Genomic DNA, 23,053 nt, shown 5'->3' with positions numbered 1-23,053 from the left:
ACCGTAATAACGCAGCGATCGGGAGACTGTAACGGCAAGTAAAAAAAGCGGAAACGATTAGCCTGTGGCACCCGCAGCCAGCATGGCGATTTGTAAAGGGGTAGGCGTCACGCCCACCGCCAGTATCGACGCAAACCCATCAGTGTGAATCTGCTCGGCGAAACTCTGATAGGTTTCGGCACTTCCAAACAGGGCGATAAGCGCGTCGTAAGTTCCCATCTTTCTTCTTCATTACCAGGCCTGCTACGCTTTGTGAGCTACCAAACGCACACAAAAAATGACTACAATCGGAGCCAAAACATGAACGAACCGACACTAAGAGCCTTCCAGTTGGCCAGCGATGATCAGGACCCACTGGATAGCCCGGACGACCTAGAGTCCGAGAAACAAAACGAAAAAGAACCCGAGGCCTTACCTGATGACGTTGACGTCAACGGCGAAGACTGAAACTGTCAGCTGCACAGAGCGACCATCCCTTGCCTTGGCGCAGTTTCAAGCAGACATGATCTGCGCTAGGATGGCCTCACTGGTGAGGCAACAATAAAAAATGCGTCCTGCTTATACTCCACTGCTGGCATTACTCTTTCTGTTGACCTGTACAGCTGTCAGAGCTGAAGTGGGATTAACCCTGCACGCTCAGGATTCGCGCGTGAGCCTAGAAGGTCATTGGGAGTATATCGAGGACGCAGAGCTAACAATCACCGCAGAGATTGCCCACGGCCTGCCTCAGTCAGCATACCGCCGTATCGAAAAAGAAATGCCCAATTTCGGCTTCACCCCTGCGCGCTATTGGTTCCGCACTCAATTACAACGCGCAGACGATGCCGAGCAGCGCTGGGTCCTTGAGGTACGCTACCCGCCTCTTGATCATATAGGCGCCTACCTGATCAATTCGTCTGGCGATTTTCTATTGGCACAGGCCGGTGGGGACGCCATGCCTTTCGCCAGTCGCCCAATCAAGAATCGTCATTTTACGGTATTGCTTCCAATTCCGCCCAAAGAGCGCGTATGGCTTTACCTGAGCGTGCAGACCCAAGGATCAATGCAATTGCCCGCGGTGCTATTCAGCACACCTCGCTTTGTTGCTGATGTTCGCGATGAACAATATGTGCTGGGCCTCTACTACGGCGTGCTGCTGGCGCTATTGATTTATAACCTGCTGACCTTCCTCTCCATCCGCGACAACAGCTATCTGTACTACCTCCTTTACATCGCGGGTTTCGCAATATTCCAACTGAACCTCAACGGTCTGGCTTTTGAGTATCTTTGGCCGAATCTACCCGAGTGGAACAACCGCGCTTTGCCCATCACAATCTTTATCTCCATGGCCGCCATGGTCATGCTGACACGTGCTTTCCTGCGCACCCGCATTACCCTGCCACGTCTGGACATCGTTCAACGTATCGCACTAGGGGCTCTGGCGCTGGGCGCCGTCGCAGCATTTTTTGCGCCTTATCATATTGCCATTCAGATGGCGACTGGCTCTGCAGTCCTGGTTCCTTTTCTGGTATTTACTGCCGCTTTCAACAGCTTGGCCCGAGGACATCGAGCAGCCCGATTCTTTCTGCTCGCCTTTACATTCCTGCTCGTGGGCGTCGCTATGTACGCACTCAAAACCTTCCATCTGCTGCCACGCAACCTAGTGACGGAGTACAGCTTACAACTCGGCTCCTCACTGCAGATGATTCTGCTTTCCTTTGCGCTGGCAGACCGGGTCCGAATGCTAAAGCAGCATGCAGTCGACATTGACCGCGAGGCACGCGCACTGCTTGAACACCGGGTCACGGAGCGAACCAGTGAACTCGATAGTGCGCTGAAAGAACTGGAAGACAAGAACCGTATACTCAATGAGCTCAATACAACCGATGGTCTTACCGGCGTGCGCAATCGCGCATACATGGATCAGATGCTCCCTCTGGAGTGGTCACGCGCTTTTCGACAACGCACGACTCTTTCTGTTTTGATGCTTGATCTCGATCATTTCAAGTTTATTAATGACAGTGCAGGGCATCAGGCAGGTGACGACGTATTGAGGCAGGTTGCCCGCACCCTCCAGACATGCGTGAAAAGACCATGCGATATAGTGTGCCGCTATGGCGGTGAGGAATTTCTGGTCATTCTGCCCGATACCTTACCGGAAGGCGCAATGGACCTGGCAGAATATGTCCGTCAGGCTATAGCTAATACGCCTATCCAAGTACCAAAACAGACCCTGCATCTGACCGTCAGTATAGGCGTTGCAGGCACAGTACCCCATTCCGTAGACGAAGAAGCGATGCATGCGCTGCTCAAGGCAGCGGATTGCGCCCTCTACGAGGCAAAGTACAAAGGCCGCAATCAGGTTGCGCTGGGCATACTTGCCAGCACGAATAAATGAACACCTGTGCAAGGTCGGCAACAACCTGATTCCACTCAGAACCGTGGTCAGGCATAAGGGCCTACCTCTGACAGGATAGTCCGTATCAGTGAGCTACGAGAGGGTCGACCTCAACACGGTTTCGACCCAGCCGCTTGGCTTCGTACAGCGCCGTGTCAGCCCTGGCTACCACCGCACTCAAATCCTCCCCCACACAATACTGAGTGACGCCGACGCTAACCGTGACCGATAACTCCAGCTCCCCAAACACCCACGAGTGAGTTTCCGCCGTACAGCGAATACGCTCAGCAGTCAGCAGCGCCTGCTCATTACCGGTGTCGGTCAACACCACCAGAAACTCCTCGCCACCCCAGCGCCCGATAAAGTCCTGCTCGCGCAACGTCTGTGCCAGTACCGTACTAAGACGCTCAAGAATACGATCACCAGTATCGTGCCCATACCGATCATTGAACTGCTTGAAATGATCGATATCCAAGAGCAGAAAGCTCAACTGTTCGCCGCTGCGCGCCAGTCTAGCTATTTCATTTTCGGCCAGATCGGACATGTGTCCTCGGTTGAACAGTCCGGTGAGCACATCGGTTGTCGCTAGTCGTCGCAGGGCACGCTGAGACCTTGAAACGGTGGCAACGTAGAAGAGCGATAAATAGCTGAACATAAAGAAGACGACGGTCACATTGAACAGAAACACGCCTAGCAGAGCGCCGGAAGAAATCGGCTGCAGAGGTTCGACGAACCACATCAAGGCATAAAGACCAACGTAGAAACTCCACAAAATAATGGCCGCAATCCAGGCGTTACGGCCACGCATGCCAGCAAAGAGTGCGGGAATGAACATCAACAGAAAATAATGAAAGCCGCTATCCCAACCAATCAGCAGGGTTCCCAAAAAAGCATGAATAATCACTTCAAACCAGATAATAACAATAGCTGGTCGACCCCGACGGGTACTCAACAAGTGGTAGGCAAAAAGATATAAAGGCACGCTGACCACGTTGATCCAGGCCAGGACAGGTGAACCGAGAATATGAAAGAGAAAGAAAAGGCCGACATCGACCGACGCTGCCAGCTGACAGCAGCGTCTGGCCAGCTGCCAGAATTGCGGCCTGCCATTCCTAGGCGGAACCTCGGTCCTTATTATGTCCATTGAAGACTGGCTCCTTCCGTGGGATCTGCCCAGCGAGGTAAAAGGTCGTAGCTCAAACTGACAATATTAGAAGTATAACTTGAAGTACAAGCCATAGCCGTCCGCTAAATAACACCTGCATCAATGCAATATCTGGCTCAGGAACAGCTTTGTCCTCTCGTTTACTGGATTAGTGAAAAACGTATTGGGCTCTGCTTCTTCCACTATTTCCCCACGGTCCATGAAGATCACCCGATCCGCTACCGTTCGGGCAAAGCCCATCTCATGGGTGACACAGAGCATCGTCATACCATCTTCTGCCAGACCGACCATGGTATCGAGAACCTCCTTGACCATCTCCGGGTCCAACGATGACGTCGGCTCGTCAAACAACATGATTTTGGGCTGCATGCACAGCGCCCGAGCAATGGCGACGCGCTGCTGCTGGCCGCCTGACAATTGCCCTGGGAATTTATGCGCCTGCTCGGGGATTCGAACCCGCTCGAGAAAATGCATAGCCAACTCATGCGCCTCTCGCTTGGGCATTCGCCGCACCCACATGGGCGATAGCGTGCAGTTCTGCAAGACTGTCAGATGAGGAAAGAGATTAAAGTGCTGGAATACCATTCCCACTTCACGCCGCACTGCCTCGATATTTTTGAGGTCGTGGGTGAGTTCGGTACCGTCGACGATAATGCGTCCCTGCTGATGCTCTTCCAGGCGGTTCAGACAACGGATGGTAGTGGACTTGCCAGAGCCTGAAGGTCCGCAGATAACAATACGCTCACCCAGTTTGACGTCGAGATTGATGTCCTTGAGCACATGAAAATTACCGTACCATTTGTTCACGCCCTGCATCTGAACCATACGGTCGGCAATGACCGGCTCTGCATTTGTTTCGCTCATGTTACTACTCCTAATTCCGGTGGCTGGTATCGAGTTTGCGCTCCAGATGCATGGAGTAACGCGACATGCCGAAACAGAAAATCCAGAAAACCAGGGCAGCGAAGACATATCCCTCAGTAGCCATACCCAGCCAAGCGGGATCGGTAGTCGCCTGTTTGATGCTGTTGAGAAGGTCGAACAGGCCGATAATGATCACCAGGCTGGTATCCTTGAACAGCGAAATAAAGGTGTTAACAATACCCGGTATGACCATTTTCAGTGCCTGAGGCAGTATGATCAGCCCCATCACGCGCCAATATCCCAGCCCCATCGCTTCTGCAGCCTCGTATTGTCCTTTGGGTATCGCCTGCAAGCCCCCACGCACAACCTCTGCTATATAAGCCGACTGGAACAGAATTACACCAATCAGCGCGCGAATCAGTTTATCGAAGCTCATCCCCTCAGGAAGGAAGAGTGGCAGCATCACTGATGACATGAACAACACCGTTATCAGTGGAACCCCACGCCAAAACTCAATAAAGGTAACGCAAATAACACGAATGGCTGGCATATCGGAGCGTCGCCCCAGTGCCAGTGCAATGCCCAGTGGTAAAGCGCCCGCGATACCCACAGCCGCAATGACCAACGTGAGCATCAAGCCGCCCCACTGACTGGTCCGTACCACTTCCAGCCCCATACCGCCGTGCAGCAACCAATATGCCAGCAGCGGATAAATCACCAGAAATCCAATACCGTAGAACGCCTTACGTGGCATTATCGAGACAAACAGGGGCGCTGCACCGACGATCGCCAGAATCAAGGTCAAATCAACACGCCAACGCAACTCCGTCGGATAAAATCCATACATGAACTGCCCAAAACGCTCCTTGATGAAAACCCAGCAGGCACCCCCGCTGGTGCAGTCAGCGCGCGTCTGGCCGACCCAGTCCGCATCCAGAATCGCCCACTGCAGCAAGGGTGGAACAATCAACCAGATCATATAGAAAGCAACCAGCGTCAACATGCCGTTGAACCAGTTGGAGAACAGGTTCGCGCGCAGCCAGGCAATAGCCCCAATACTCTGGCGCGGAGGCGGAAGATCGGGTTTGAAATCGTGAGTTTGCATGGGCTGTCCTTACCGCTCGATCAGCGCAATGCGCTTGTTGTACCAATTCATCAACATGGAAATGCTGATACTGATGGCAAGATAAACGCTCATGGTAATCGCAATGACTTCAATCGCCTGACCCGTCTGATTAAGCACGGTCCCAGCAAACAGCGAGACCATCTCCGGGTAACCGATCGCCGCCGCCAACGAGGAATTCTTTGCCAGATTCAGGTACTGACTGGTCAATGGCGGGATGATCACACGCAACGCCTGGGGAATTATCACAAGACGCAGTGTCCTGCCTGGCGGCAAACCCAGCGAGCTTGCTGCCTCCGTTTGACCGTGACTGACCGACTGGATACCGGCACGCACAATCTCGGCGATGAAGGCCGCTGTATACATCGTCAGAGCAAGGGTCAGCGCAATCAATTCCGGAATCAACACCCAACCACCGGTAAAATTGAAACCGGTCAGCTGAGGAGCGGTCCAATCGATCGGGTTACCCGCGATCAACACCGCCAGACCAGGCACCAGCAGCAAAATGCCGATTGCGACAATAGACACAGGGAATATTTTGCCTGTAGCTTCGCGCCGGGCCTTTGCCCAGAACGCCAAAACAACGATCACCACAACCGACAAACCCAAGGCTCCCAGAAATAGCCCAAAGGTTTCCGAAAAGCTGGGGGAAGGCATGTAGAGGCCGCGACTGTTGAGATAGAATTTCTCGAACAGACCTAGACTTTGTCTAGGTCCCGGCAACGACAACATCACCGCAAAATACCAGAACAGAATCTGCAACAGCGGGGGAATATTCCGAAATGTTTCTATATAAACGGTTGCCATCTTGCTGATGAGCCAGTTCGGCGAAAGCCGCGCTACCCCCAGCAGAAAACCCAGCAGGGTTGCAATAACGATACCGATGACTGATACCAGCAACGTATTGAGCAGGCCAATGACAAAGACGCGCCCGTAACTGTCCGTTTCGGTGTAATCGATCAAGTGTTGCGCAATGCCGAATCCAGCAGTGTTATTCAGAAAAGCGAAGCCGGTGGTGATGCCTCGCTTTTCCAGATTGATCATGGTGTTGCTATACAAAAACCAGCCCAGTGCCACGACCACAACAATGGCTATAAGCTGAAAAATCCAGGCCCGCGCCTTGGGATCGGTCCAGACGGAGCCTTTACGACGTGGCGCTTTTGCAGCAGTTTGCATGAAAATCCTCTCGCAAATCACCCGCAACGCCTGCGGGCGATTCACATCAGCGAAACAATGCAATCAACCGTTCAAGGTCGATTGCAAGCAGGTATCAGCGCACTGGAGGCGCGTACTGAATTCCACCATTGTTCCACAACGCGTTCAGGCCGCGCTCAATTTTCAGCTCGCTTTGCGCGCCAACATTACGGGTGAAACTCTCACCGTAGTTACCCACTTGCTTAACGATCTGGACAGCCCAGTCCTTACGCAAATTAAGTTCTTTGCCGTATTCGCCTTCGGAGCCAAGCAAGCGTGCTACGTCCGGATTGCCTGTCGTTTTAGCCATCTCTTCAACATTCGCAGAGGTAATACCCAACTCCTCGGCGTTGAGCATGGCATACAGGGACCATTTAACGATATCAAACCACTCGTCGTCGCCGTGGCGGACAACCGGCCCCAAAGGCTCTTTGGATATCACTTCCGGAAGCACCACATAGTCGTCCGGAGAAGCCAGTTTGATACGTTGCGCATACAACTGCGACTGATCGGATGTCAGCACATCGCACCGGCCCGATTCAAGCGACTTGGCGCTTTCGTCAGAGGTGTCATACGTGATGGGGGTGAAATTCATGCCATTGGAACGGAAATAGTCTGAAGCATTCAATTCGGTGGTTGTTCCCGCCTGGATACAGACCGTCGCTCCATCAAGTTGCTTGGCGCTGGTGACGCCCAACTTCTTGTTAACCAGAAAACCCTGACCGTCATAGTAATTAACGCCAGCGAAGTTCAGACCCAGGCTCGCATCACGTGAACTGGTCCAAGTGGTGTTGCGCGATAAAACATCGACTTCACCCGACTGCAGGGCGGTAAAGCGCTCCTTTGCCGTCAACGGGCTGAAGCGTACCTTGGTTGCATCACCAAACAGCGCTGCGGCAACCGCACGGCAAACATCTACGTCCAGGCCCAGATAGTTGCCTTTCTCATCGGCGTAGGAGAAACCTGGCAAACCGTCGCTGATGCCGCATTGGACGAATCCTTTTTTCTGAACCGCATCAAGGGTAGCGCCTGCTTGAACGAAGCTGCTGGCCCCTAGTGCAGCGGCGGTAGCAAATACTGCAAGGGTCGTTTTCACCGTCTTCATTGAAAATCTCCAGATTAGAATAATTATTATGGAGTCTCACTCTCCGAGTCTGGCCCCAAACGGACCTTGAACACCATGACAGTCAAACTGTCGTGCTGGAAAGGAGAACATCCCGCGGCACGCGCGAGACAGCTGACGAACCGCCAGTCCACAGTCCTTTGTGACACTGCAAGGGCTGTACCAGTACAGTTAAGTGCATCAGGAGAGTTTTTTCCAAAGAATATGTACACAATTGCGACATTTATGTTTCTCCATTGTCGAATTGACGTTTACCTGTGCTCCCTGAACGGACACAGGGTTGCCTGCTACGCACCAATCCAGATCACCGTTACAGCGGACAGCTTTTCACCAGCTGCGTTACCGAATCGTATTGGGTAGCTTGTTTGTGCTGCGGATGGATCGGTGCGGTGATTGTGCTCTGGCTTTTGATGCGCGCATTAGCTTTGTACGCGATTAGAACAAACGACAGAGCCGGTTAGCTTCAGCCGCTGAATTGGGCGCACCCATGACGTCAAATCCGATACAAAATTCCACCTTCGGGATACCGGAGTGGAACAGGATTGAGGCGCTGCCCGTCTATCTTCGGGAATGTAAGTAAGATTCGCCAGATTCAAACCTGACAAGCCTCTTTTTAAGTGGTGCGCGAGCCCGGATTCGAACCGGGGACCTACCGCTTAGGAGGCGGTCGCTCTATCCAGCTGAGCTACAGGCGCACAGGGAATACTTCTGCGAGACCAAGCTTTTAAACAAGCAGCTTGAGCGGCGCATATTACCCGATCAATCAGCGACTTGGCCAGCTTAGTCCCCCTCCAGCCTTATGATGACTGATTGGTCTATGGATAGACGAGAGCAGTTCAATGTCGGAAATACGTCACAAAAATAGGGCATTTTTTTGGCGTATACTGACAAGTACTTATTAAAACAGGTATAAAGTATCAAAATATTTAACGGTGGGCTTGTTAGCTATCTGCTACACGGTGCATTCAAGCTATACTTGTAAAAGGCAATCTGGCGTGATGCAAACGCCAGTAGCGCTCATTCTCCCAGACGATTAATGTTGCCCATTATGAAAACAGCAGCTCAAAATTTCACCAGCCGAACCGCCGACAAGTTTGTTGTTCGACTTCCCGATGGCATGCGCGAACATATCGCAGAAGTAGCCCGGCAACATCATCGAAGCATGAACTCAGAAATTATCGCCAGGCTCGAACACAGCCTGCTTGATCTGCCCACACTTCCTGAACAGCCCTCCAGGCAAATACTCAATGACAAGCAGCTTGACGGGCTAAGTCACCCGGAACGGGATATGCTACTTCGCTTCAGAGAAATGAGCCGGCGCCAGCAGAACGCTTTACTAGCCCTGTTGCCCGGAGAAGAGTCCGTCTCCTGATCCAAGGCCAGCTCAACCGGCATAAAAAAACCGCTCAGATGAGCGGTTTTTTTATTGGCGGAATCAATGCCAGAACCCTGACTCAACCCACAAAGGTAAGCAGGATACCAGCCGCAACAGCAGAACCAATGACGCCCGCCACGTTCGGCCCCATGGCATGCATCAGCAGAAAGTTCTGCGGATTCGCCTCCAGGCCTACCTTATTGGACACACGAGCCGCCATAGGCACCGCCGAGACGCCAGCAGAACCGATCAGGGGGTTGATAGCCTGTTTGCTGACCGCATTCATCAACTTGGCCATCAGTACCCCTGAGGCCGTACCAACACAGAATGCCGCCATACCCAACACTAGAATACCCAGCGTGGTGAGCTGCAGGAACGACTCCGAAGACAGCTTGGAGCCTACCGCCAGCCCCAGCCCCAGGGTAACGATGTTGATCAATGCGTTGCGCGAGGTATCGGCCAAGCGCTCAACCACACCGCTCTCACGCATCAAATTACCGAAACACAACATGCCCACCAGCGGCGCTGCCGAAGGCAGCAGCAAGGCAACCAGCAGGAGCAACAAGATCGGGAAGATGATTTTCTCAGCCTTGCTCACTACACGCAGCTGCGTCATCACGATAGCCCGCTCTTTCTCGCTGGTCAGCGCACGCATGATGGGTGGCTGGATCATCGGCACCAAAGCCATATAGGCATAAGCTGCGACGGCGATCGGACCAAGCAATTGAGGCGCGAGCTGGGATGTAACGTAAATGGAGGTCGGACCATCTGCACCCCCAATGATCGCAATCGAAGCAGCTTCCTTGAGCGAAAACTCAAATCCCGGGATGCCCCAGGCAGTCAGTGCCAAGGCTCCAAGCAACGTGCCGAAAATCCCGAACTGCGCAGCCGCACCCAACAGCAGGGTACGCGGATTCGCCAGCATGGGGCCGAAATCGGTCATTGCACCCACGCCCATAAAAATCAACAACGGGAATACCGTGGTCGGCAGACCCACCTGATAAATAAGGTACAGCAGACCACCTGGGTCTCCCATCGCCGCTACAGGTAAGTTCACCAGGATCCCGCCGAAACCAATCGGAATCAACAATAGAGGTTCAAACCCCTTGCGAATTGCCAGATAAATCATACCCAAGCACACTAGGATCATGACCATTTGGCCCGGCTTCATCTGAAAGAAACCCGTGCTCTGCCAAAGCTGAAGAAGACTATCCATTCAATTCCCCTCAGCCGATTGTCAGCAAGGTATCGCCAACGCTGACCGCGTCTCCGACCTTGACGTTGAAACTACCTATAGTGCCTGTCTTGAACGCCTGCACTTCGGTTTCCATCTTCATGGCTTCAAGAATAATGACTACATCACCCTCCTCTACATGATCACCGACCTCGGCCAGCACTTTAAAGATATTGCCCGCCAAAGGCGCTAGCTGTGGGTCACCACCTCCAGCTGCAGGGGCCGACGGGGCAGTCGCAGAGGCATCACCAATGGGCTTGATGCCAGTGATATCGCCACCCTCGCTCACCTGGACAACAAAGTCTTTGCCATTGACGGTAACCGTATAGACTTCGGGCTCAGCCGGCTTGCCTGTCGAGGCAACTTCATTACCCGTCGGAACGGGCTCGAAGGCATCCGGATTACCGCGATTTTCAAGAAACTTCAAGCCTATCTGCGGGAACAGCGCATACGTCAGGACGTCGTCAATCTCGTCGACCGCAAGCTTGATGCCTTTTTCCTTGGCTATGCCCTTGAGTTCGGCGGTCAACCTCTCCATCTCTGGCTCGAGCAAATCGGCAGGACGGCAGGTAACCGGCTCTGCGCCATCAAGCACGCGGGCCTGTAATTCCTTATTGAACGGTGCAGGCGCTGCGCCGTACTCACCCTTGAGGATGCCCGCAGTTTCCTTGGTGATCGACTTGAAACGTTCACCGGTCAGAACATTAATAACGGCCTGTGTGCCGACAATCTGAGAAGTCGGGGTGACCAGTGGAATAAAGCCGAGATCTTCACGAACACGGGGTATCTCTGCCAGCACCTCATCAAACTTGTCGCTCGCGCCCTGCTCCTTAAGCTGGTTTTCCATATTAGTAAGCATACCGCCTGGAACTTGAGCGACCAGAATGCGCGAATCGACACCCTTGAGGGTGCCTTCGAACTTCGCATATTTCTTGCGCACTTCGCGGAAGTAAGCCGCACATTCTTCAAGCAGGAGAAGATCCAGGCCGGTGTCCCGCGGCGTGTTCTGGAATATGGCTACAACAGATTCGGTTGGCGAGTGGCCATAGGTCATCGACAGGGACGAAATAGCGGTATCGACATTATCAATGCCGGCTTCAGCAGCCTTGAGGATAGCCGCAGTAGACAATCCAGCCGTCGCATGGCATTGCATGTGCACCGGAATGCTTAACGTCTTTTTCAGTCGCGTAACAAGATCGAAGGCAATGTACGGGTTGAGGATGCCGGCCATATCCTTGATCGCAATGGATTCGGCACCCATGTCCTCGATTTTCTTGGCCAGATCTACCCACATCTCGATGGTGTGCACCGGGCTGGTCGTATAGGCAATAGTGCCTTGAGCATGTTTACCCTGGGCCTTCACAGCCTTGAGGGCGGTTTCCATGTTTCGTGGGTCATTCATTGCGTCAAACACCCGAAACACGTCAACGCCATTTACCGCAGCACGCTCGACGAATTTCTCTACCACATCATCGGCATAGTGGCGGTAGCCGAGAAGATTCTGACCACGCAGGAGCATCTGCTGGCGCGTGTTGGGCATCGCTTTCTTCAGCTCACGAATGCGTTCCCAAGGATCTTCACCCAGGTAGCGTATACAAGCATCGAAGGTAGCACCACCCCACGACTCCACTGACCAGAAGCCAACCTGATCTAATTTGCCGGCAATAGGCAACATGTCGTCCAGACGCATACGGGTCGCAAGAATGGATTGGTGGGCGTCTCGCAGAATGACATCCGTAATGCCCAAGGGCTGCTGCTTGGTATCGGTCATATTGTTATGGCCTTTCTAGTTTTAAATTAATAAACGCGCAAAAAAGGGATCAGCCGTGGCGGCTGCGATGCTGTTTAATAGCCGCCCCGATTACCGCAACCATCTCGGGATCGATGGCCGCTCCAGCCGCTGGCCTGGCCCGTTTAGACGGCTTGGCAACAGCTAGCGTCTCCGGGAAAAAGCGGGTTAAAATCGATGACATGGCGGTGGTGACCGCCACGAGCAGTATAAGGAATACGAATACCGAGCCCATGCCCAGTAACATCAATTCCAAGCCAATCATTATCAGTTCAGACGAATTCATTGTCTCTCCTGCAATAAGTACGATGCATCGCGGATGCCTTACGGCATGATCGGCCGCGCTGTCATCCCGCAAGCCTTCAGAGCCAGAAATCTGACCATCAGCAGATAGTCAGCCTGGTCACAAAACCGAGCCAATGTATCCTGATGTGACATTTTTGGCAAACAAAGCGACATCAAATTACAGCAAGAACACCGTCGCCAGACCCAGAAAAATGAAGAAACCACCGCTATCGGTAATCGCCGTTATCAACACACTGGAACCCAGCGCAGGGTCCCCCCCCATGCGTACACGCAATAACGGAATGGCCACACCCATCAACGCTGCCAACATCATATTGAGCACCATCGACGACATCAGCACTATTGATAAAGGCAAGTTGAAGTACAACAACCAAGCAACAACACCCAGTACCGCACCCCATACCAATCCATTGATCAAAGCAACGCCCGCCTCTTTGCGCAACAGACGTTCACCATGTGCCAGCTGCACCTGCCCTGTGGCAATACCTCTGACAATAAGGGTAATAGTCTGATTTCCGGAGTTGCCGCCCACGCCGGCGACAATCGGCATCAGCGCAGCCAAGGCAACCAGTTGTTCGATCGAATGCTCGAAAAGCCCGATCACACGGGAGGCCACCAGGGCGGTACATAGATTGATGGCCAGCCAGGCCCAGCGGTTACGAACCGATTTCCAGACCGATGCAAAGATATCCTCTTCTTCTAACAGGCCGGCGGCGTTTAACGCCTCGGTCTCGCTTTTTTCGCGGATATAATCAAGCATCTGCTCGATGGTCAGACGGCCTTGCAACCGGCCTTTGCTATCGACCACCGGGGCTGAAACGAGGTTATAGCGCTCAAAAGCCTGAACGGCCTCACCCGCGTCATCGCAAGGGTCAAAAATAACAGGGTCGCTTGCCATGACATCGGCTACAAGCTGATCATCCGGGGTTACCAACAGTTTTTTTACCGATAACACACCCTGGAGAACACCCTGAAGGTCAACCACAAACAATTTATCAGTATGATCAGGTAGTGTATCGAAGCGTCGCAGATAACGGCTGACGACTTCGAGAGTGACATCATCCCGAATGGTCACCATATCAAAGTCCATCAGCGCGCCAACTTGATCCTCATCAAATGATAGCGCCGACTTCAGACGCTCGCGCTGCTGTGCGTCGAGCGCGTCCATCAGCTCACGGACAACATCACGCGGGAGATCAGGTGCCAGGTCAGCCAACTCATCTGCATCCATACTATTGGCAGCAGCAATGATCTCCTGACTGTCCATGTCGGCAAGGAGCGTCTCGCGCACAGCAACGGACACTTCAAGCAAAACTTCACCGTCACGCTCGGTCTGAACCATCTGCCAGACCGCCAGACGCTCATCAAGCGGCAGTGACTCCAGAATAAAAGCGACGTCGGCCGGGTGAAGCTCCTCGAGCTTCTGCTGCAATTCGTTCAGGGTTTGGACGTCATCCGACAATCCGTCCGGCTTTTCGCTGCGCTGCGTTGACTGTGAGCTCGCATCACTAGCGAGCTCGTGCAGGCGCAACAGCCCCATCACTTGATCGAGGCGATCCTGAAGGCTTTCGGGTGATTTTCTATTCGGGACTGGCATGGTCAAGCTTCCCTGGAAAAACGCAGTGAGCGGACAAAAACCATGGGAGTGCCTTGTCTGGCGCCGTCTACGACGGCCAACTCCCAAAAGCCTAGCAGGGATTTAACCTGTCCAGACTGGGGTGCAGCATCGCCAGGCAAAAAAAAACCCACCGGATAACCAGTGGGTCTATTAAATGGTGCACTCGGGAGGATTCGAACCTCCGACCGCTCGGTTCGTAGCCGAGTACTCTATCCAGCTGAGCTACGAGTGCATTATGGGGCGTATTATAGGGGTTGAATCTTAGCTGTCAAACGCTTTTTTCCTTTTGATTCAGAAACTAACGTTCGAAAATCCTATACCACAAAAGTGGCGGAGAGGGAGGGATTCGAACCCTCGATACCCTTTAACAGGTATACTCCCTTAGCAGGGGAGCGCCTTCAGCCACTCGGCCACCTCTCCGTAACACGCGCAAAATAGTAACTGCGCGCAGCCACTAATGCAAACAAAAACTCAATGAAATTAACTATTTGGTTCGTCATCCTTTTCTTTCTGGATGCGCTGATAGATTTCTTCCCGGTGAACAGCCACTTCCTTGGGTGCGTTGACCCCAATCCGCACCTGATTACCTTTAACACCCAGCACGGTCACAGTGACTTCATCACCTACCATCAGGGTCTCACCAACCCTTCGAGTCAAAATAAGCATTCCATTTCTCCTTGCTCATGATCAGGACACAGCAGTCTGCAAAAAACCGGCATGTTGCCTGTCAGCCCGCCGCTGCGGTATTCGTATGACAACACTAGAGGCAAAGTCGTTCGCCCCGTCGTTGCGACGTATTACACAGTGACTGAAGACAGATGGGTGCGACAGCCAGAAACCACACCCCCGCGATCACGCTCGCTGCGTAACCGCAAACTCTCAAAGAAAATCTTCGGTAACTGAATCGGTATCGAGACCGAAAGCCGTATGCAAGCTGCGCACGGCCAGTTCGAGATATTTCTCGTCTATCACCACCGAAATCTTGATTTCGGAGGTAGAAATCATTTGGATATTGATACCGTCATCCGATAGCGCTTCGAACATCTGACTCGCAACACCAGCGTGGGAGCGCATACCTACACCAACAATAGAAACCTTGGCAATTCGGTTATCGCTTGCCACTTCCCGCGCGCCCAAGGTGTCTGCCACATGACGCAGTATTTCTTCGGCCTTACGAAAATCATTCCGATGTACGGTAAAGGTAAAGTCGGTAGTGTTGTCGCGCGACACGTTCTGCACAATCATGTCGACTTCGATATTCGCCGCACTGACAGGACCGAGTATTTTGAAGGCCACACCGGGAACATCCGGTACGCCTCGAATCGTCAACTTGGCCTCATCGCGGTTAAAAGCTATTCCGGAAATGACGGGTTTTTCCATTGAAGCATCATCCTCGATCGTGATCAGGGTCCCTGGACCCTCCTTGAAACTATGCAAAACCCGGAGTGGCACATTGTACTTACCGGCAAATTCCACCGCCCTTATCTGCAGCACCTTGGAGCCCAGACTGGCCATTTCCAGCATTTCTTCAAACGTGATCCGCTCAAGCCTGCGCGCGCTTTTAACAACACGCGGGTCAGTGGTGTAGACACCATCCACATCGGTATAGATCTGACACTCATCGGCTTTGAGTGCTGCGGCGAGCGCAACGCCGGTAGTGTCTGAGCCGCCCCGACCCAGGGTAGTGATATTGCCTTGCTCATCCACCCCCTGAAAGCCAGCGACTACGACGACCTTGCCAGACGCTAGCTCACCGCGGATGTTGACGTCATCAATATGCAGTATGCGCGCTTTATTGTGCGCGCTGTCGGTCACAATGCGCACCTGCGATCCAGTATAGGATACCGCCGGGACATCAATCGCTTTAAGCGCCATGGCCAACAAGCCGATAGTCACTTGCTCACCCGTCGACAAAATCACATCCAGCTCGCGGGCGTCAGGATCAAGCTGAACTTGACGGGCCAATTCGATCAGCCTGTTTGTTTCGCCACTCATCGCCGATACAACGATGACTAGGTCGTCACCTCGGGCTCTGAAGCCCTTGATTTTCTCGGCAACCTGGCAAATGCGCTCGACAGTGCCAACGGATGTACCACCAAATTTTTGGACGATAAGTGCCATTATGCTTGCGCCACACCCCTGAAAAAAATCGGTTGCCCGACGGTTCTGCAAGCCTCCATAGGAAGCTGCATCATTTTATTACTGTGCATTAGATTGCTGAGCCAGCCAGGTAACCGCCTCGGAAAGCGCTCTGTCGATAGCGTCCACATCCGTACCGCCGCCCTGCGCCATATCAGGACGACCACCGCCCTTGCCAGCCACAACCGCGGCCGCATTACGGATCAAGTCACCCGCTTTGACCTGAGCAGTGAGATCCTTGGTCACGCCGGCTACCAAAACAACCTTGCCGTCCTGTTCGCCGGCAAGAAGTACCACAGCCGAGCCGAGCTTGTTCTTGAGCTGGTCGACCAAAGCAAGAAGCGCCTTGCCGTCATGCTTGTCCACTCGCTTGACGAGAACCTGCATGCCACCGAGCAGTTGCACCTCGGCCGCCATATCGCTGCCCGCCGCGCTGGCCAGCTTTGCCTGAAGCTGCTCAATGTCCTTTTCCATCTGACGGGTACGCTCTACCAGCATACTGACCTTTTCCAGCACCGTTTCACGCGTGCCTTTCACTATCTGGCCAATCTGACGCAATTGGTCATCACCTTCATGGATCAAGCCAAGGGCCGCGGACCCTGTGACCGCTTCAATACGACGCACACCCGCAGCGATACCGCTCTCATTGGTCATTCTCAGCAAACCGATATCACCCGTGCGGCTGACATGCGTGCCACCACAAAGCTCAACCGAGAAACCATCACCCATGGTCAGAACCCGCACTTGATCTCCATACTTCTCGCCAAACAGCGCCATGGCGCCCCTGCTCTTGGCCGTTTCTATGTCTGTCACTTCTATCGCTACTAGCGTGTTCAGACGGAGCTGTTCGTTGACCATGTCCTCGATCTCACGCAGTTGTTGCGCACTGATGGCTTCAAAATGACTGAAGTCAAAACGCAGACGCTGGCTATCAACCAGTGAACCCTTCTGCTGCACATGCTCGCCAAGTACTTTGCGCAGCGCTGCATGCAGCAAATGCGTCGCCGAGTGATTGAGCTTGGTCGCTTGGCGAATGTGATCGTCGACCACCGCGTGCACGATATCGCCCTTGCGCAGTTCACCTAGGGCGATGACACCTCGATGCAGGTGGGCCAAACCGCTTTTGGTCGTATCACGAACGTCAAAGCGCATATCACCCTTTTCCAGGTACCCGGTATCGCCGACCTGACCACCCGATTCTGCATAAAATGGCGTTTTATCAAGTATCACAACACCTGATTCGCCATCTTTCAGCCAGTCCACTTCCTGACCTTCACGGAAAAGCGCCACAACCTGCCCGCTGCCTACCGCATCCTCGTAGCCCTGGAATTCGGTCTCCAGATCAATCTTTGCGAAGTTGTTGTAGTCCAGGCCAAACTGACTGGCCGAGCGCGCACGCTCGCGCTGGGCCTGCATCGCACTCTCAAAACCCGCTTCATCCAGCGTCAGTCCACGCTCGCGGGCGATATCGCCAGTCAGATCCATTGGAAATCCGAAGGTGTCATACAGCTTGAAGATCACCTCACCTGGAATCTCAGTACCCTGCAGTTCAGCCAGGTCCTGCTCGAGGATCTTGAGACCCTGCTCCAGGGTTTTAGCGAACTGCTCCTCTTCGGTTTTGAGGACTCTTTCAATCTGTGCTTGCCGCGTTTTGAGCTCCGGAAAGGCTTCGCCCATCTCGACAGCCAGACCTGCGGTAATACGATGGAAGAACACACCGCGGGCGCCAAGCTTGTTGCCATGGCGACAAGCCCGACGAATGATGCGCCGCAAAACATAGCCCCTTCCTTCATTGGAGGGCACTACACCGTCGGCGATCAGAAAGCTGCATGAACGTATATGATCTGCAACTACCTTGAGTGATGCTGCATCATCCTGCTCGCAACCGATTGCTTCGGCGGAGGCTTTAAGCAGATTCTGGAACAGGTCTATCTCATAATTCGAATGCACATGTTGCATGACCGCACTGATGCGCTCCAGGCCCATGCCGGTATCAACACTGGGTGCAGGCAGGGGGTGCATCTCGCCGTCGGCAGTGCGATTGAACTGCATGAAGACGTTGTTCCAGATTTCGATATAACGATCACCGTCTTCCTCCGGACTGCCAGGGGGGCCGCCCCAGATTGCCGGGCCGTGATCATAGAATATTTCACTGCAGGGGCCGCAAGGTCCGGTATCACCCATGGCCCAGAAGTTATCCGAAGCATAGGGTGCGCCCTTGTTATCGCCGATACGCACCATGTGCTTCTCAGGAACACCCACTTCCTGAGTCCATATGGCATAGGCCTCATCATCTGTTGCGTAAACGGTCACCCAAAGCTTGTCCTTGGGCAAATTTAGCCACTGCTCGGAAGTGAGGAATTCCCATGCGAAAAGAATCGCCTCACGTTTGAAATAATCACCAAAGCTGAAGTTGCCGAGCATTTCGAAAAAGGTGTGATGACGCGCGGTATAACCCACGTTTTCAAGATCATTGTGCTTGCCGCCGGCACGGACACACTTCTGACTACTGGTAGCACGGGTATAGGCGCGCTTTTCCAGCCCCAGGAAACAGTCCTTGAACTGGTTCATGCCCGCATTAGTAAACAGCAGGGTCGGATCGTTCTCCGGAATCAACGAGCTCGAGGCAACACGTGTGTGCCCCTTTTGCTCGAAGAACTGAAGGAAGGCTTCTCGAATCTCAGCGCTTTTCATAGGTCCCCTACCAAAATCGGGTGTGTCTGCGCTGAGCGCGCAGACCAGATCAGGCGCGCATTATATAAGCATCAGGCATCCACATGCATCATACCGCACGCCGATTGTGGTAAAGAGATCGCCCCTCACAGGGCCAATTCTATGGCCTTGAGCAAAGCGGGATCATCAGGCGCCACCTGACTGGCAAAGCTGCCGGTGACCTGACCATTGCGATCAATCAGGTACTTGTGAAAATTCCACGCCGGGGCTTCGCCGGCGGCCGCAGTGAGAGCACGATACAACGGGTGAGCACCGGGACCGGTTATTACTTGGGGATCGGTCATCGCGAAAGTCACGCCATAATTGACATAACAGACGTCAGCAACGGTTTCGGCATCCGTAGCTTCCTGTCGAAAATCATTCGATGGCACACCGAGGATTTCCAGACCTTGGGATCGGTAGCGCTGATATACCGCCTCAAGTCCCTTGAACTGAGGTGTAAAGCCACAAAAACTGGCGGTATTGACGATGAGCAACGGCTTGCCAGCGAAGCGTTCGCAGAGATCGACTGTTTCCTTGGAACGCAGCGCCGGCATTTCGTGCTTCAGGATAGTGGCGCAGTCCGCCATAACCGACTGACTCCCGAGAATGCTGACAAAGAATAGGGATATCGCGATAAAACGGCGCATGCGCACGGCTCCAGTGAAAAAGTCTTGTGAAGGAAGCAGTATAGGAACGCCGTGAAAGTGGGCCAAGCCTGTTCGTGTAAGCCGGTGTGTCACCTTTGGTATGGCTGAACATCAGCCGGCTGGCCGCTTGATAGCCTAACGGCTCTGACCGGTGTTCCTGAGCGCATTCCCAACCGTTCGGCGCAGTCACGCGCGACCACCAGGGTGCCTGCTGCCATGCGCGCAGGAGCGCTAATAATGCGGCAATTTTGCCGTCCCCTGTTATGAATCAAAAACGGCTCAGCGTCTTCACCTGGCGTACCGATAGCCAACACCAGGACTCGACTCTCACTGACCGAACGGATCTGAGTCAGCGGCGCTTCAAGGGTTGCCCCACCGTCGAATATATCGATATAGCCCTGATAGCTCAGCCCTTCTTCTTGCACAATCACCAGCCCCGCCTCCGAATCAGGATGCACCTTGCCGATGGCGTCACGCGCGGCCTCACTGAGAAAGCAGGCGTACAAGGGGAATTTCGGCATCATTTCGGCAATAAATGCCTTGTTACCCATACCCGTAAGATAGTCGGCACGGGCAAAGTCCATACGAAAAAAATGCTGTCCGAGACTGTCCCAAAAAGGCGAACGCCCGTCACGATCAGATCGGCCACGCATTTCCACGATCACTTTCGACGAGAACGATGCGGCGAACTCGGCCATGAACAGAAATCGTGTTTTGGAGATGAGCCGCGCGGTGTTGCTCTGTCGGTATTCTGCTGACAGATACAGTGAGCATAATGCGGTCGAACCGGTCAGGTCGTTAACCAGAAAAAGCGTTGGCTGCTGGCGATAGACATCGAGTTCGCGGCTTGCCGCGACGGTCAGCCCCATTCGATAGCTATACCAAGGCTCGCGCATGCCGGCCGACCCCAGCATGCCGCTGGTCCCCACTACTTTCGCATCCTCGTTTTCCAGCACAAACAAATAATCACTGTCCGCCCGGTCCACCCCGCCAAGAAAACTCTGCTCTACATTCTGTAACCGCCGCAACAATCGCTCCGCGCTTGCTGGCAGGGTAGTCAGACCCGCTCCGGCAGTCCTCGCCAGCTCCAACAGAGCTTCAAGATCCGTAACCCGTGCCGCACGCACCAACATCTCAGATCTCCCTCGTCAGACGCAGAGTATCGCCAGCTTCCACGCAAAGCAGGTCTGCCGTGGCTTGATCAAGCACTAACGGAGCACCGGAGGTCAACGTCAGGCTCAACACACAGGCACGAAAATCGATCGTGCATTGGTTCGCAACCAACCATTTCAGACCTCCTTCCTGCATCGGGCCTATTTCAACCGTGGCTATCAGGCTACTGCGTATGGTCTGTAATTCCCGAGTACGGCCGTGCACAACAGGGCCTCCGTCGAATATATCGACGTAATTGTCCGCTTCGAAACCTTCTTCCATCAACAGATCAAAAACGGTTTGAGCGGACGGATGCACTTGACCGATAACTTCTTGCGCGGCATCCGAGAGCATGGGCACATAGATTGGATAACCAGGCATCAGCTCAGCCAGACAGCTACGGCCGCGGCTATTCCCGATCTTTTCCGCCTCGCTGTAACTGACAGCAAAGAAATGCCTACCGACAGCGTCCCAGAACGGCGCATTCCCTTCATCGTCGCTAACCCCGACTAACTCAACCGACGTTGATTCGGCGAAGCGCTGGGGATGACTGGCCATGAACAGCAACCGGCCGCGAGCATTCAACGCAACAGCCTCCGCGTGCTGACAATCCGATTCAAGATAAAACCCGGAGAGCAGACTGTGCCCAGTCAGATCGTGGCACAAAGACAGTACATGCATACGGTTATGCAGGCCCAACTGTCGAGAAGCATGGACGAACATTTCATTACGAAAAGTATAGAACGGCTCGCTGAATCCGGCGCAAGCGATCACGCTACTGCACCCCACGAGCCTGCCGCTGGTCACATCTTCGATGACGAAAAAATAGCGCTCCTCACCGCTGAAACCGATTTCGCCAGTCATTGACGCCTCGGATAACTCGAGGATTTCGACCAGCAGGGCTGAGTCGTCCGGCCATGCACTGATGACCGCAGGGCTGGAGACAGCCAGACGCTGTATTTCGGCCAGATCCGATACTCTGCTCAGGCGTTGTACCAGCATGGCGTTCTCCGCGATTATCCGATCAGCTTGGCAAGCGCCTGACGCAGGCGCTGCATGGCCTCGGCAATATCAGCTTCGCTGATCACCAGGCTTGGGGCGATACGCATGACATCAGGCCCCGCCTGCAGAACCAGGAGTCCCGCCTGCTGGGCTGCTTCCTGAACTTGTCGTGCTTGTCCACGCCAGGCCTCAGCCAGCACGGCGCCCAGCAAAAGCCCGCTGCCACGGACCTGGGAAAACACCGGGAACTCCTGAGCAATCGTCATGATGCCCTCAACCAGCAAGGTGCTGCGGACCTGCACACCGGCGAGGACCTTCTCACTGTTAACGATGTCCAGCACCCGCTCGGCAACTGCGCAACCCAGCGGATTACCCCCATAGGTACTGCCGTGCGTGCCCACGGCAAAATGCGCTGCAATGGAGTTGCTTGTGAGCATCGCCGCAATGGGAAAACCACCACCCAGGCTCTTGGCGCTGGTGAGGATATCCGGCGTTACACCGCTGTGCATGTAGGCATACAGTTTTCCAGTCCGCCCCATGCCGCTTTGAACTTCGTCAAAGATCAGCAAAGCGCCATGCCGGTCACACAACTCCCGCGCCGCTTGCAGATAACCGGGCGCAGCGGGAATCACTCCACCCTCGCCCTGAACAGGTTCGATCACCACTGCGCAGGTGCGGCCGGATATCCGCTGTTCCAGGGCAGCCAGATCGTTGTAGGGAACATGACCGATTCCCTCCAGAGCGGGGCCAAAACCCTGAGAGTACTTGGGCTGGCCGCCCACGCTGACGGTGAATAGAGTGCGCCCATGAAAACTATTGGTGCAGGCAATTATTTCATGTTTATCCGGGCCGACTGTTTCATGCGCCCAGCGGCGAGCGAGCTTGAAAGCCGCTTCGTTAGCCTCGGCACCGGAATTGGCAAAAAACACTTTGTCTGCAAAAGTGGCAGCAACCAATTTACTCGCTAACCGCAACGCCGGTTCATTGGTCAACACATTGGATACATGCCAGAGCTTACCCGCTTGGTCGGTTAGTGCCTCGACCAGCTCAGGGTGCGCATGTCCCAGTACATTAACAGCGATACCACCGGCAAGATCGACATATTCCCGGCCCTGCTGATCCCACAGACGCGAGCCCTCGCCACGAACCGGAATCATATCTATCGGCGCGTAATTGGGCACCATGACACGGTCAAAATCAGCCCGACCTACCTGCATTGCATCTGACATC

General features: G+C 53.8%; 19 protein-coding genes, 3 tRNA genes and 1 pseudogene. 3 read left to right on the top strand and 20 right to left on the bottom strand.

Annotated elements, in window-relative coordinates; genetic code table 11:
* Positions 1 to 57 precede the first annotated feature (57 nt).
* Positions 58 to 219, bottom strand: coding sequence for a hypothetical protein (locus ACJAXR_RS14480; RefSeq protein ID WP_415058969.1), 162 nt, complete (start codon positions 217 to 219; stop codon positions 58 to 60).
* Positions 220 to 300: 81 nt separating this feature from the next.
* On the opposite strand from ACJAXR_RS14480, the gene ACJAXR_RS14475 reads away from it, so the two are divergent.
* Both ACJAXR_RS14475 and ACJAXR_RS14470 read left to right on the top strand, forming a co-directional pair.
* On the top strand, positions 301 to 447 hold the full coding sequence (locus tag ACJAXR_RS14475; RefSeq protein ID WP_415058968.1) for a hypothetical protein: 147 nt from the start codon (positions 301 to 303) through the stop codon (positions 445 to 447).
* Between the two features lie 100 nt (positions 448 to 547).
* Entirely contained in the window at positions 548 to 2,377 is a 1,830-nt protein-coding gene (locus ACJAXR_RS14470; protein ID WP_415058967.1) for a 7TM diverse intracellular signaling domain-containing protein, read from the top strand.
* 85 nt (positions 2,378 to 2,462) lie between these two features.
* Here the strand turns inward: ACJAXR_RS14470 and ACJAXR_RS14465 are convergent, their stop codons facing one another.
* The 6 genes from ACJAXR_RS14465 to ACJAXR_RS14440 all read right to left on the bottom strand — a co-directional run bounded on the left by ACJAXR_RS14465 (position 2,463) and on the right by ACJAXR_RS14440 (position 8,541).
* Positions 2,463 to 3,521, bottom strand: coding sequence for a GGDEF domain-containing protein (locus ACJAXR_RS14465; RefSeq protein ID WP_415058966.1), 1,059 nt, complete (start codon positions 3,519 to 3,521; stop codon positions 2,463 to 2,465).
* 120 nt (positions 3,522 to 3,641) lie between these two features.
* Positions 3,642 to 4,406, bottom strand: coding sequence for an amino acid ABC transporter ATP-binding protein (locus tag ACJAXR_RS14460; RefSeq protein WP_415058965.1), 765 nt, complete (start codon positions 4,404 to 4,406; stop codon positions 3,642 to 3,644).
* A 10-nt stretch (positions 4,407 to 4,416) separates the two neighbouring features.
* Complete coding sequence (locus ACJAXR_RS14455; protein WP_415058964.1) at positions 4,417 to 5,511, bottom strand: amino acid ABC transporter permease; 1,095 nt, start codon at positions 5,509 to 5,511, stop codon at positions 4,417 to 4,419.
* Between the two features lie 9 nt (positions 5,512 to 5,520).
* Entirely contained in the window at positions 5,521 to 6,705 is a 1,185-nt protein-coding gene (locus tag ACJAXR_RS14450; protein ID WP_415058963.1) for an amino acid ABC transporter permease, read from the bottom strand.
* A gap of 94 nt (positions 6,706 to 6,799) precedes the next feature.
* The gene (locus ACJAXR_RS14445; RefSeq protein ID WP_415058962.1) at positions 6,800 to 7,828 is read right to left on the bottom strand and encodes an amino acid ABC transporter substrate-binding protein; all 1,029 of its coding nucleotides are present in this window, start codon (positions 7,826 to 7,828) and stop codon (positions 6,800 to 6,802) included.
* A gap of 636 nt (positions 7,829 to 8,464) precedes the next feature.
* Positions 8,465 to 8,541: transfer RNA gene (locus ACJAXR_RS14440), tRNA-Arg, on the bottom strand.
* Positions 8,542 to 8,894: 353 nt separating this feature from the next.
* Between ACJAXR_RS14440 and ACJAXR_RS14435 the strand changes: the two genes are divergently transcribed.
* Positions 8,895 to 9,218 carry an Arc family DNA-binding protein gene (locus tag ACJAXR_RS14435; RefSeq protein ID WP_415058961.1) on the top strand — a complete coding sequence of 108 codons (324 nt, stop codon included), beginning with the start codon at positions 8,895 to 8,897 and terminating at the stop codon, positions 9,216 to 9,218.
* An 82-nt stretch (positions 9,219 to 9,300) separates the two neighbouring features.
* Here the strand turns inward: ACJAXR_RS14435 and ACJAXR_RS14430 are convergent, their stop codons facing one another.
* The 13 genes and pseudogenes from ACJAXR_RS14430 to ACJAXR_RS14370 form a co-directional block, all read right to left on the bottom strand.
* Positions 9,301 to 10,437, bottom strand: coding sequence for a sodium ion-translocating decarboxylase subunit beta (locus ACJAXR_RS14430; RefSeq protein ID WP_415058960.1), 1,137 nt, complete (start codon positions 10,435 to 10,437; stop codon positions 9,301 to 9,303).
* A 10-nt stretch (positions 10,438 to 10,447) separates the two neighbouring features.
* A complete protein-coding gene (gene oadA, locus ACJAXR_RS14425; protein ID WP_415058959.1) occupies positions 10,448 to 12,226 on the bottom strand; it encodes a sodium-extruding oxaloacetate decarboxylase subunit alpha in 1,779 nt (592 codons plus the stop codon).
* Between the two features lie 49 nt (positions 12,227 to 12,275).
* Positions 12,276 to 12,530 carry an OadG family protein gene (locus ACJAXR_RS14420; protein WP_415058958.1) on the bottom strand — a complete coding sequence of 85 codons (255 nt, stop codon included), beginning with the start codon at positions 12,528 to 12,530 and terminating at the stop codon, positions 12,276 to 12,278.
* A 177-nt stretch (positions 12,531 to 12,707) separates the two neighbouring features.
* Positions 12,708 to 13,997 (bottom strand): annotated as a pseudogene (mgtE, locus tag ACJAXR_RS14415) (magnesium transporter); the annotation flags it as partial.
* 326 nt (positions 13,998 to 14,323) lie between these two features.
* Positions 14,324 to 14,400 (bottom strand) — tRNA-Arg (locus ACJAXR_RS14410).
* 96 nt (positions 14,401 to 14,496) lie between these two features.
* Positions 14,497 to 14,588: transfer RNA gene (locus ACJAXR_RS14405), tRNA-Ser, on the bottom strand.
* A 60-nt stretch (positions 14,589 to 14,648) separates the two neighbouring features.
* On the bottom strand, positions 14,649 to 14,834 hold the full coding sequence (gene csrA / locus ACJAXR_RS14400; RefSeq protein ID WP_092386879.1) for a carbon storage regulator CsrA: 186 nt from the start codon (positions 14,832 to 14,834) through the stop codon (positions 14,649 to 14,651).
* A 213-nt stretch (positions 14,835 to 15,047) separates the two neighbouring features.
* Positions 15,048 to 16,289, bottom strand: coding sequence for an aspartate kinase (locus ACJAXR_RS14395; protein WP_415058957.1), 1,242 nt, complete (start codon positions 16,287 to 16,289; stop codon positions 15,048 to 15,050).
* A 78-nt stretch (positions 16,290 to 16,367) separates the two neighbouring features.
* Positions 16,368 to 19,001, bottom strand: coding sequence for an alanine--tRNA ligase (alaS, locus tag ACJAXR_RS14390; RefSeq protein WP_415058956.1), 2,634 nt, complete (start codon positions 18,999 to 19,001; stop codon positions 16,368 to 16,370).
* Positions 19,002 to 19,126: 125 nt separating this feature from the next.
* Positions 19,127 to 19,669, bottom strand: coding sequence for a glutathione peroxidase (locus tag ACJAXR_RS14385; RefSeq protein WP_415058955.1), 543 nt, complete (start codon positions 19,667 to 19,669; stop codon positions 19,127 to 19,129).
* Between the two features lie 89 nt (positions 19,670 to 19,758).
* Entirely contained in the window at positions 19,759 to 20,802 is a 1,044-nt protein-coding gene (gene astA / locus ACJAXR_RS14380) for an arginine N-succinyltransferase (protein ID WP_415058954.1), read from the bottom strand.
* Between the two features lies 1 nt (position 20,803).
* A complete protein-coding gene (locus ACJAXR_RS14375) occupies positions 20,804 to 21,823 on the bottom strand; it encodes an arginine N-succinyltransferase (protein ID WP_415058953.1) in 1,020 nt (339 codons plus the stop codon).
* 14 nt (positions 21,824 to 21,837) lie between these two features.
* Entirely contained in the window at positions 21,838 to 23,052 is a 1,215-nt protein-coding gene (locus ACJAXR_RS14370) for an aspartate aminotransferase family protein (RefSeq protein ID WP_415058952.1), read from the bottom strand.
* Between the last annotated feature and the right edge of the window lies 1 nt (position 23,053).

The organism is Halopseudomonas sp. (assembly GCF_047631575.1).
Taxonomy (GTDB): domain Bacteria; phylum Pseudomonadota; class Gammaproteobacteria; order Pseudomonadales; family Pseudomonadaceae; genus Halopseudomonas.
Note: the sequence above shows the minus strand (reverse complement) of the source record. Positions and strands in the feature narration are given on the sequence as shown.

Coding starts and splice junctions, on each gene's coding strand:
- ACJAXR_RS14475 (WP_415058968.1), top strand. CDS start 301: ATGAACGAACCGACACTAAGAGCCTTCCAGTTGGCCAGCGATGATCAG.
- ACJAXR_RS14435 (WP_415058961.1), top strand. CDS start 8,895: ATGAAAACAGCAGCTCAAAATTTCACCAGCCGAACCGCCGACAAGTTT.
- ACJAXR_RS14370 (WP_415058952.1), bottom strand. CDS start 23,052: ATGTCAGATGCAATGCAGGTAGGTCGGGCTGATTTTGACCGTGTCATG.
- ACJAXR_RS14375 (WP_415058953.1), bottom strand. CDS start 21,823: ATGCTGGTACAACGCCTGAGCAGAGTATCGGATCTGGCCGAAATACAG.
- ACJAXR_RS14470 (WP_415058967.1), top strand. CDS start 548: ATGCGTCCTGCTTATACTCCACTGCTGGCATTACTCTTTCTGTTGACC.
- ACJAXR_RS14420 (WP_415058958.1), bottom strand. CDS start 12,530: ATGAATTCGTCTGAACTGATAATGATTGGCTTGGAATTGATGTTACTG.
- alaS (WP_415058956.1), bottom strand. CDS start 19,001: ATGAAAAGCGCTGAGATTCGAGAAGCCTTCCTTCAGTTCTTCGAGCAA.
- ACJAXR_RS14465 (WP_415058966.1), bottom strand. CDS start 3,521: ATGGACATAATAAGGACCGAGGTTCCGCCTAGGAATGGCAGGCCGCAA.
- ACJAXR_RS14445 (WP_415058962.1), bottom strand. CDS start 7,828: ATGAAGACGGTGAAAACGACCCTTGCAGTATTTGCTACCGCCGCTGCA.
- ACJAXR_RS14450 (WP_415058963.1), bottom strand. CDS start 6,705: ATGCAAACTGCTGCAAAAGCGCCACGTCGTAAAGGCTCCGTCTGGACC.
- ACJAXR_RS14455 (WP_415058964.1), bottom strand. CDS start 5,511: ATGCAAACTCACGATTTCAAACCCGATCTTCCGCCTCCGCGCCAGAGT.
- ACJAXR_RS14480 (WP_415058969.1), bottom strand. CDS start 219: ATGGGAACTTACGACGCGCTTATCGCCCTGTTTGGAAGTGCCGAAACC.
- oadA (WP_415058959.1), bottom strand. CDS start 12,226: ATGACCGATACCAAGCAGCAGCCCTTGGGCATTACGGATGTCATTCTG.
- ACJAXR_RS14430 (WP_415058960.1), bottom strand. CDS start 10,437: ATGGATAGTCTTCTTCAGCTTTGGCAGAGCACGGGTTTCTTTCAGATG.
- csrA (WP_092386879.1), bottom strand. CDS start 14,834: ATGCTTATTTTGACTCGAAGGGTTGGTGAGACCCTGATGGTAGGTGAT.
- ACJAXR_RS14460 (WP_415058965.1), bottom strand. CDS start 4,406: ATGAGCGAAACAAATGCAGAGCCGGTCATTGCCGACCGTATGGTTCAG.
- ACJAXR_RS14385 (WP_415058955.1), bottom strand. CDS start 19,669: ATGCGCCGTTTTATCGCGATATCCCTATTCTTTGTCAGCATTCTCGGG.
- astA (WP_415058954.1), bottom strand. CDS start 20,802: ATGTTGGTGCGTGCGGCACGGGTTACGGATCTTGAAGCTCTGTTGGAG.
- ACJAXR_RS14395 (WP_415058957.1), bottom strand. CDS start 16,289: ATGGCACTTATCGTCCAAAAATTTGGTGGTACATCCGTTGGCACTGTC.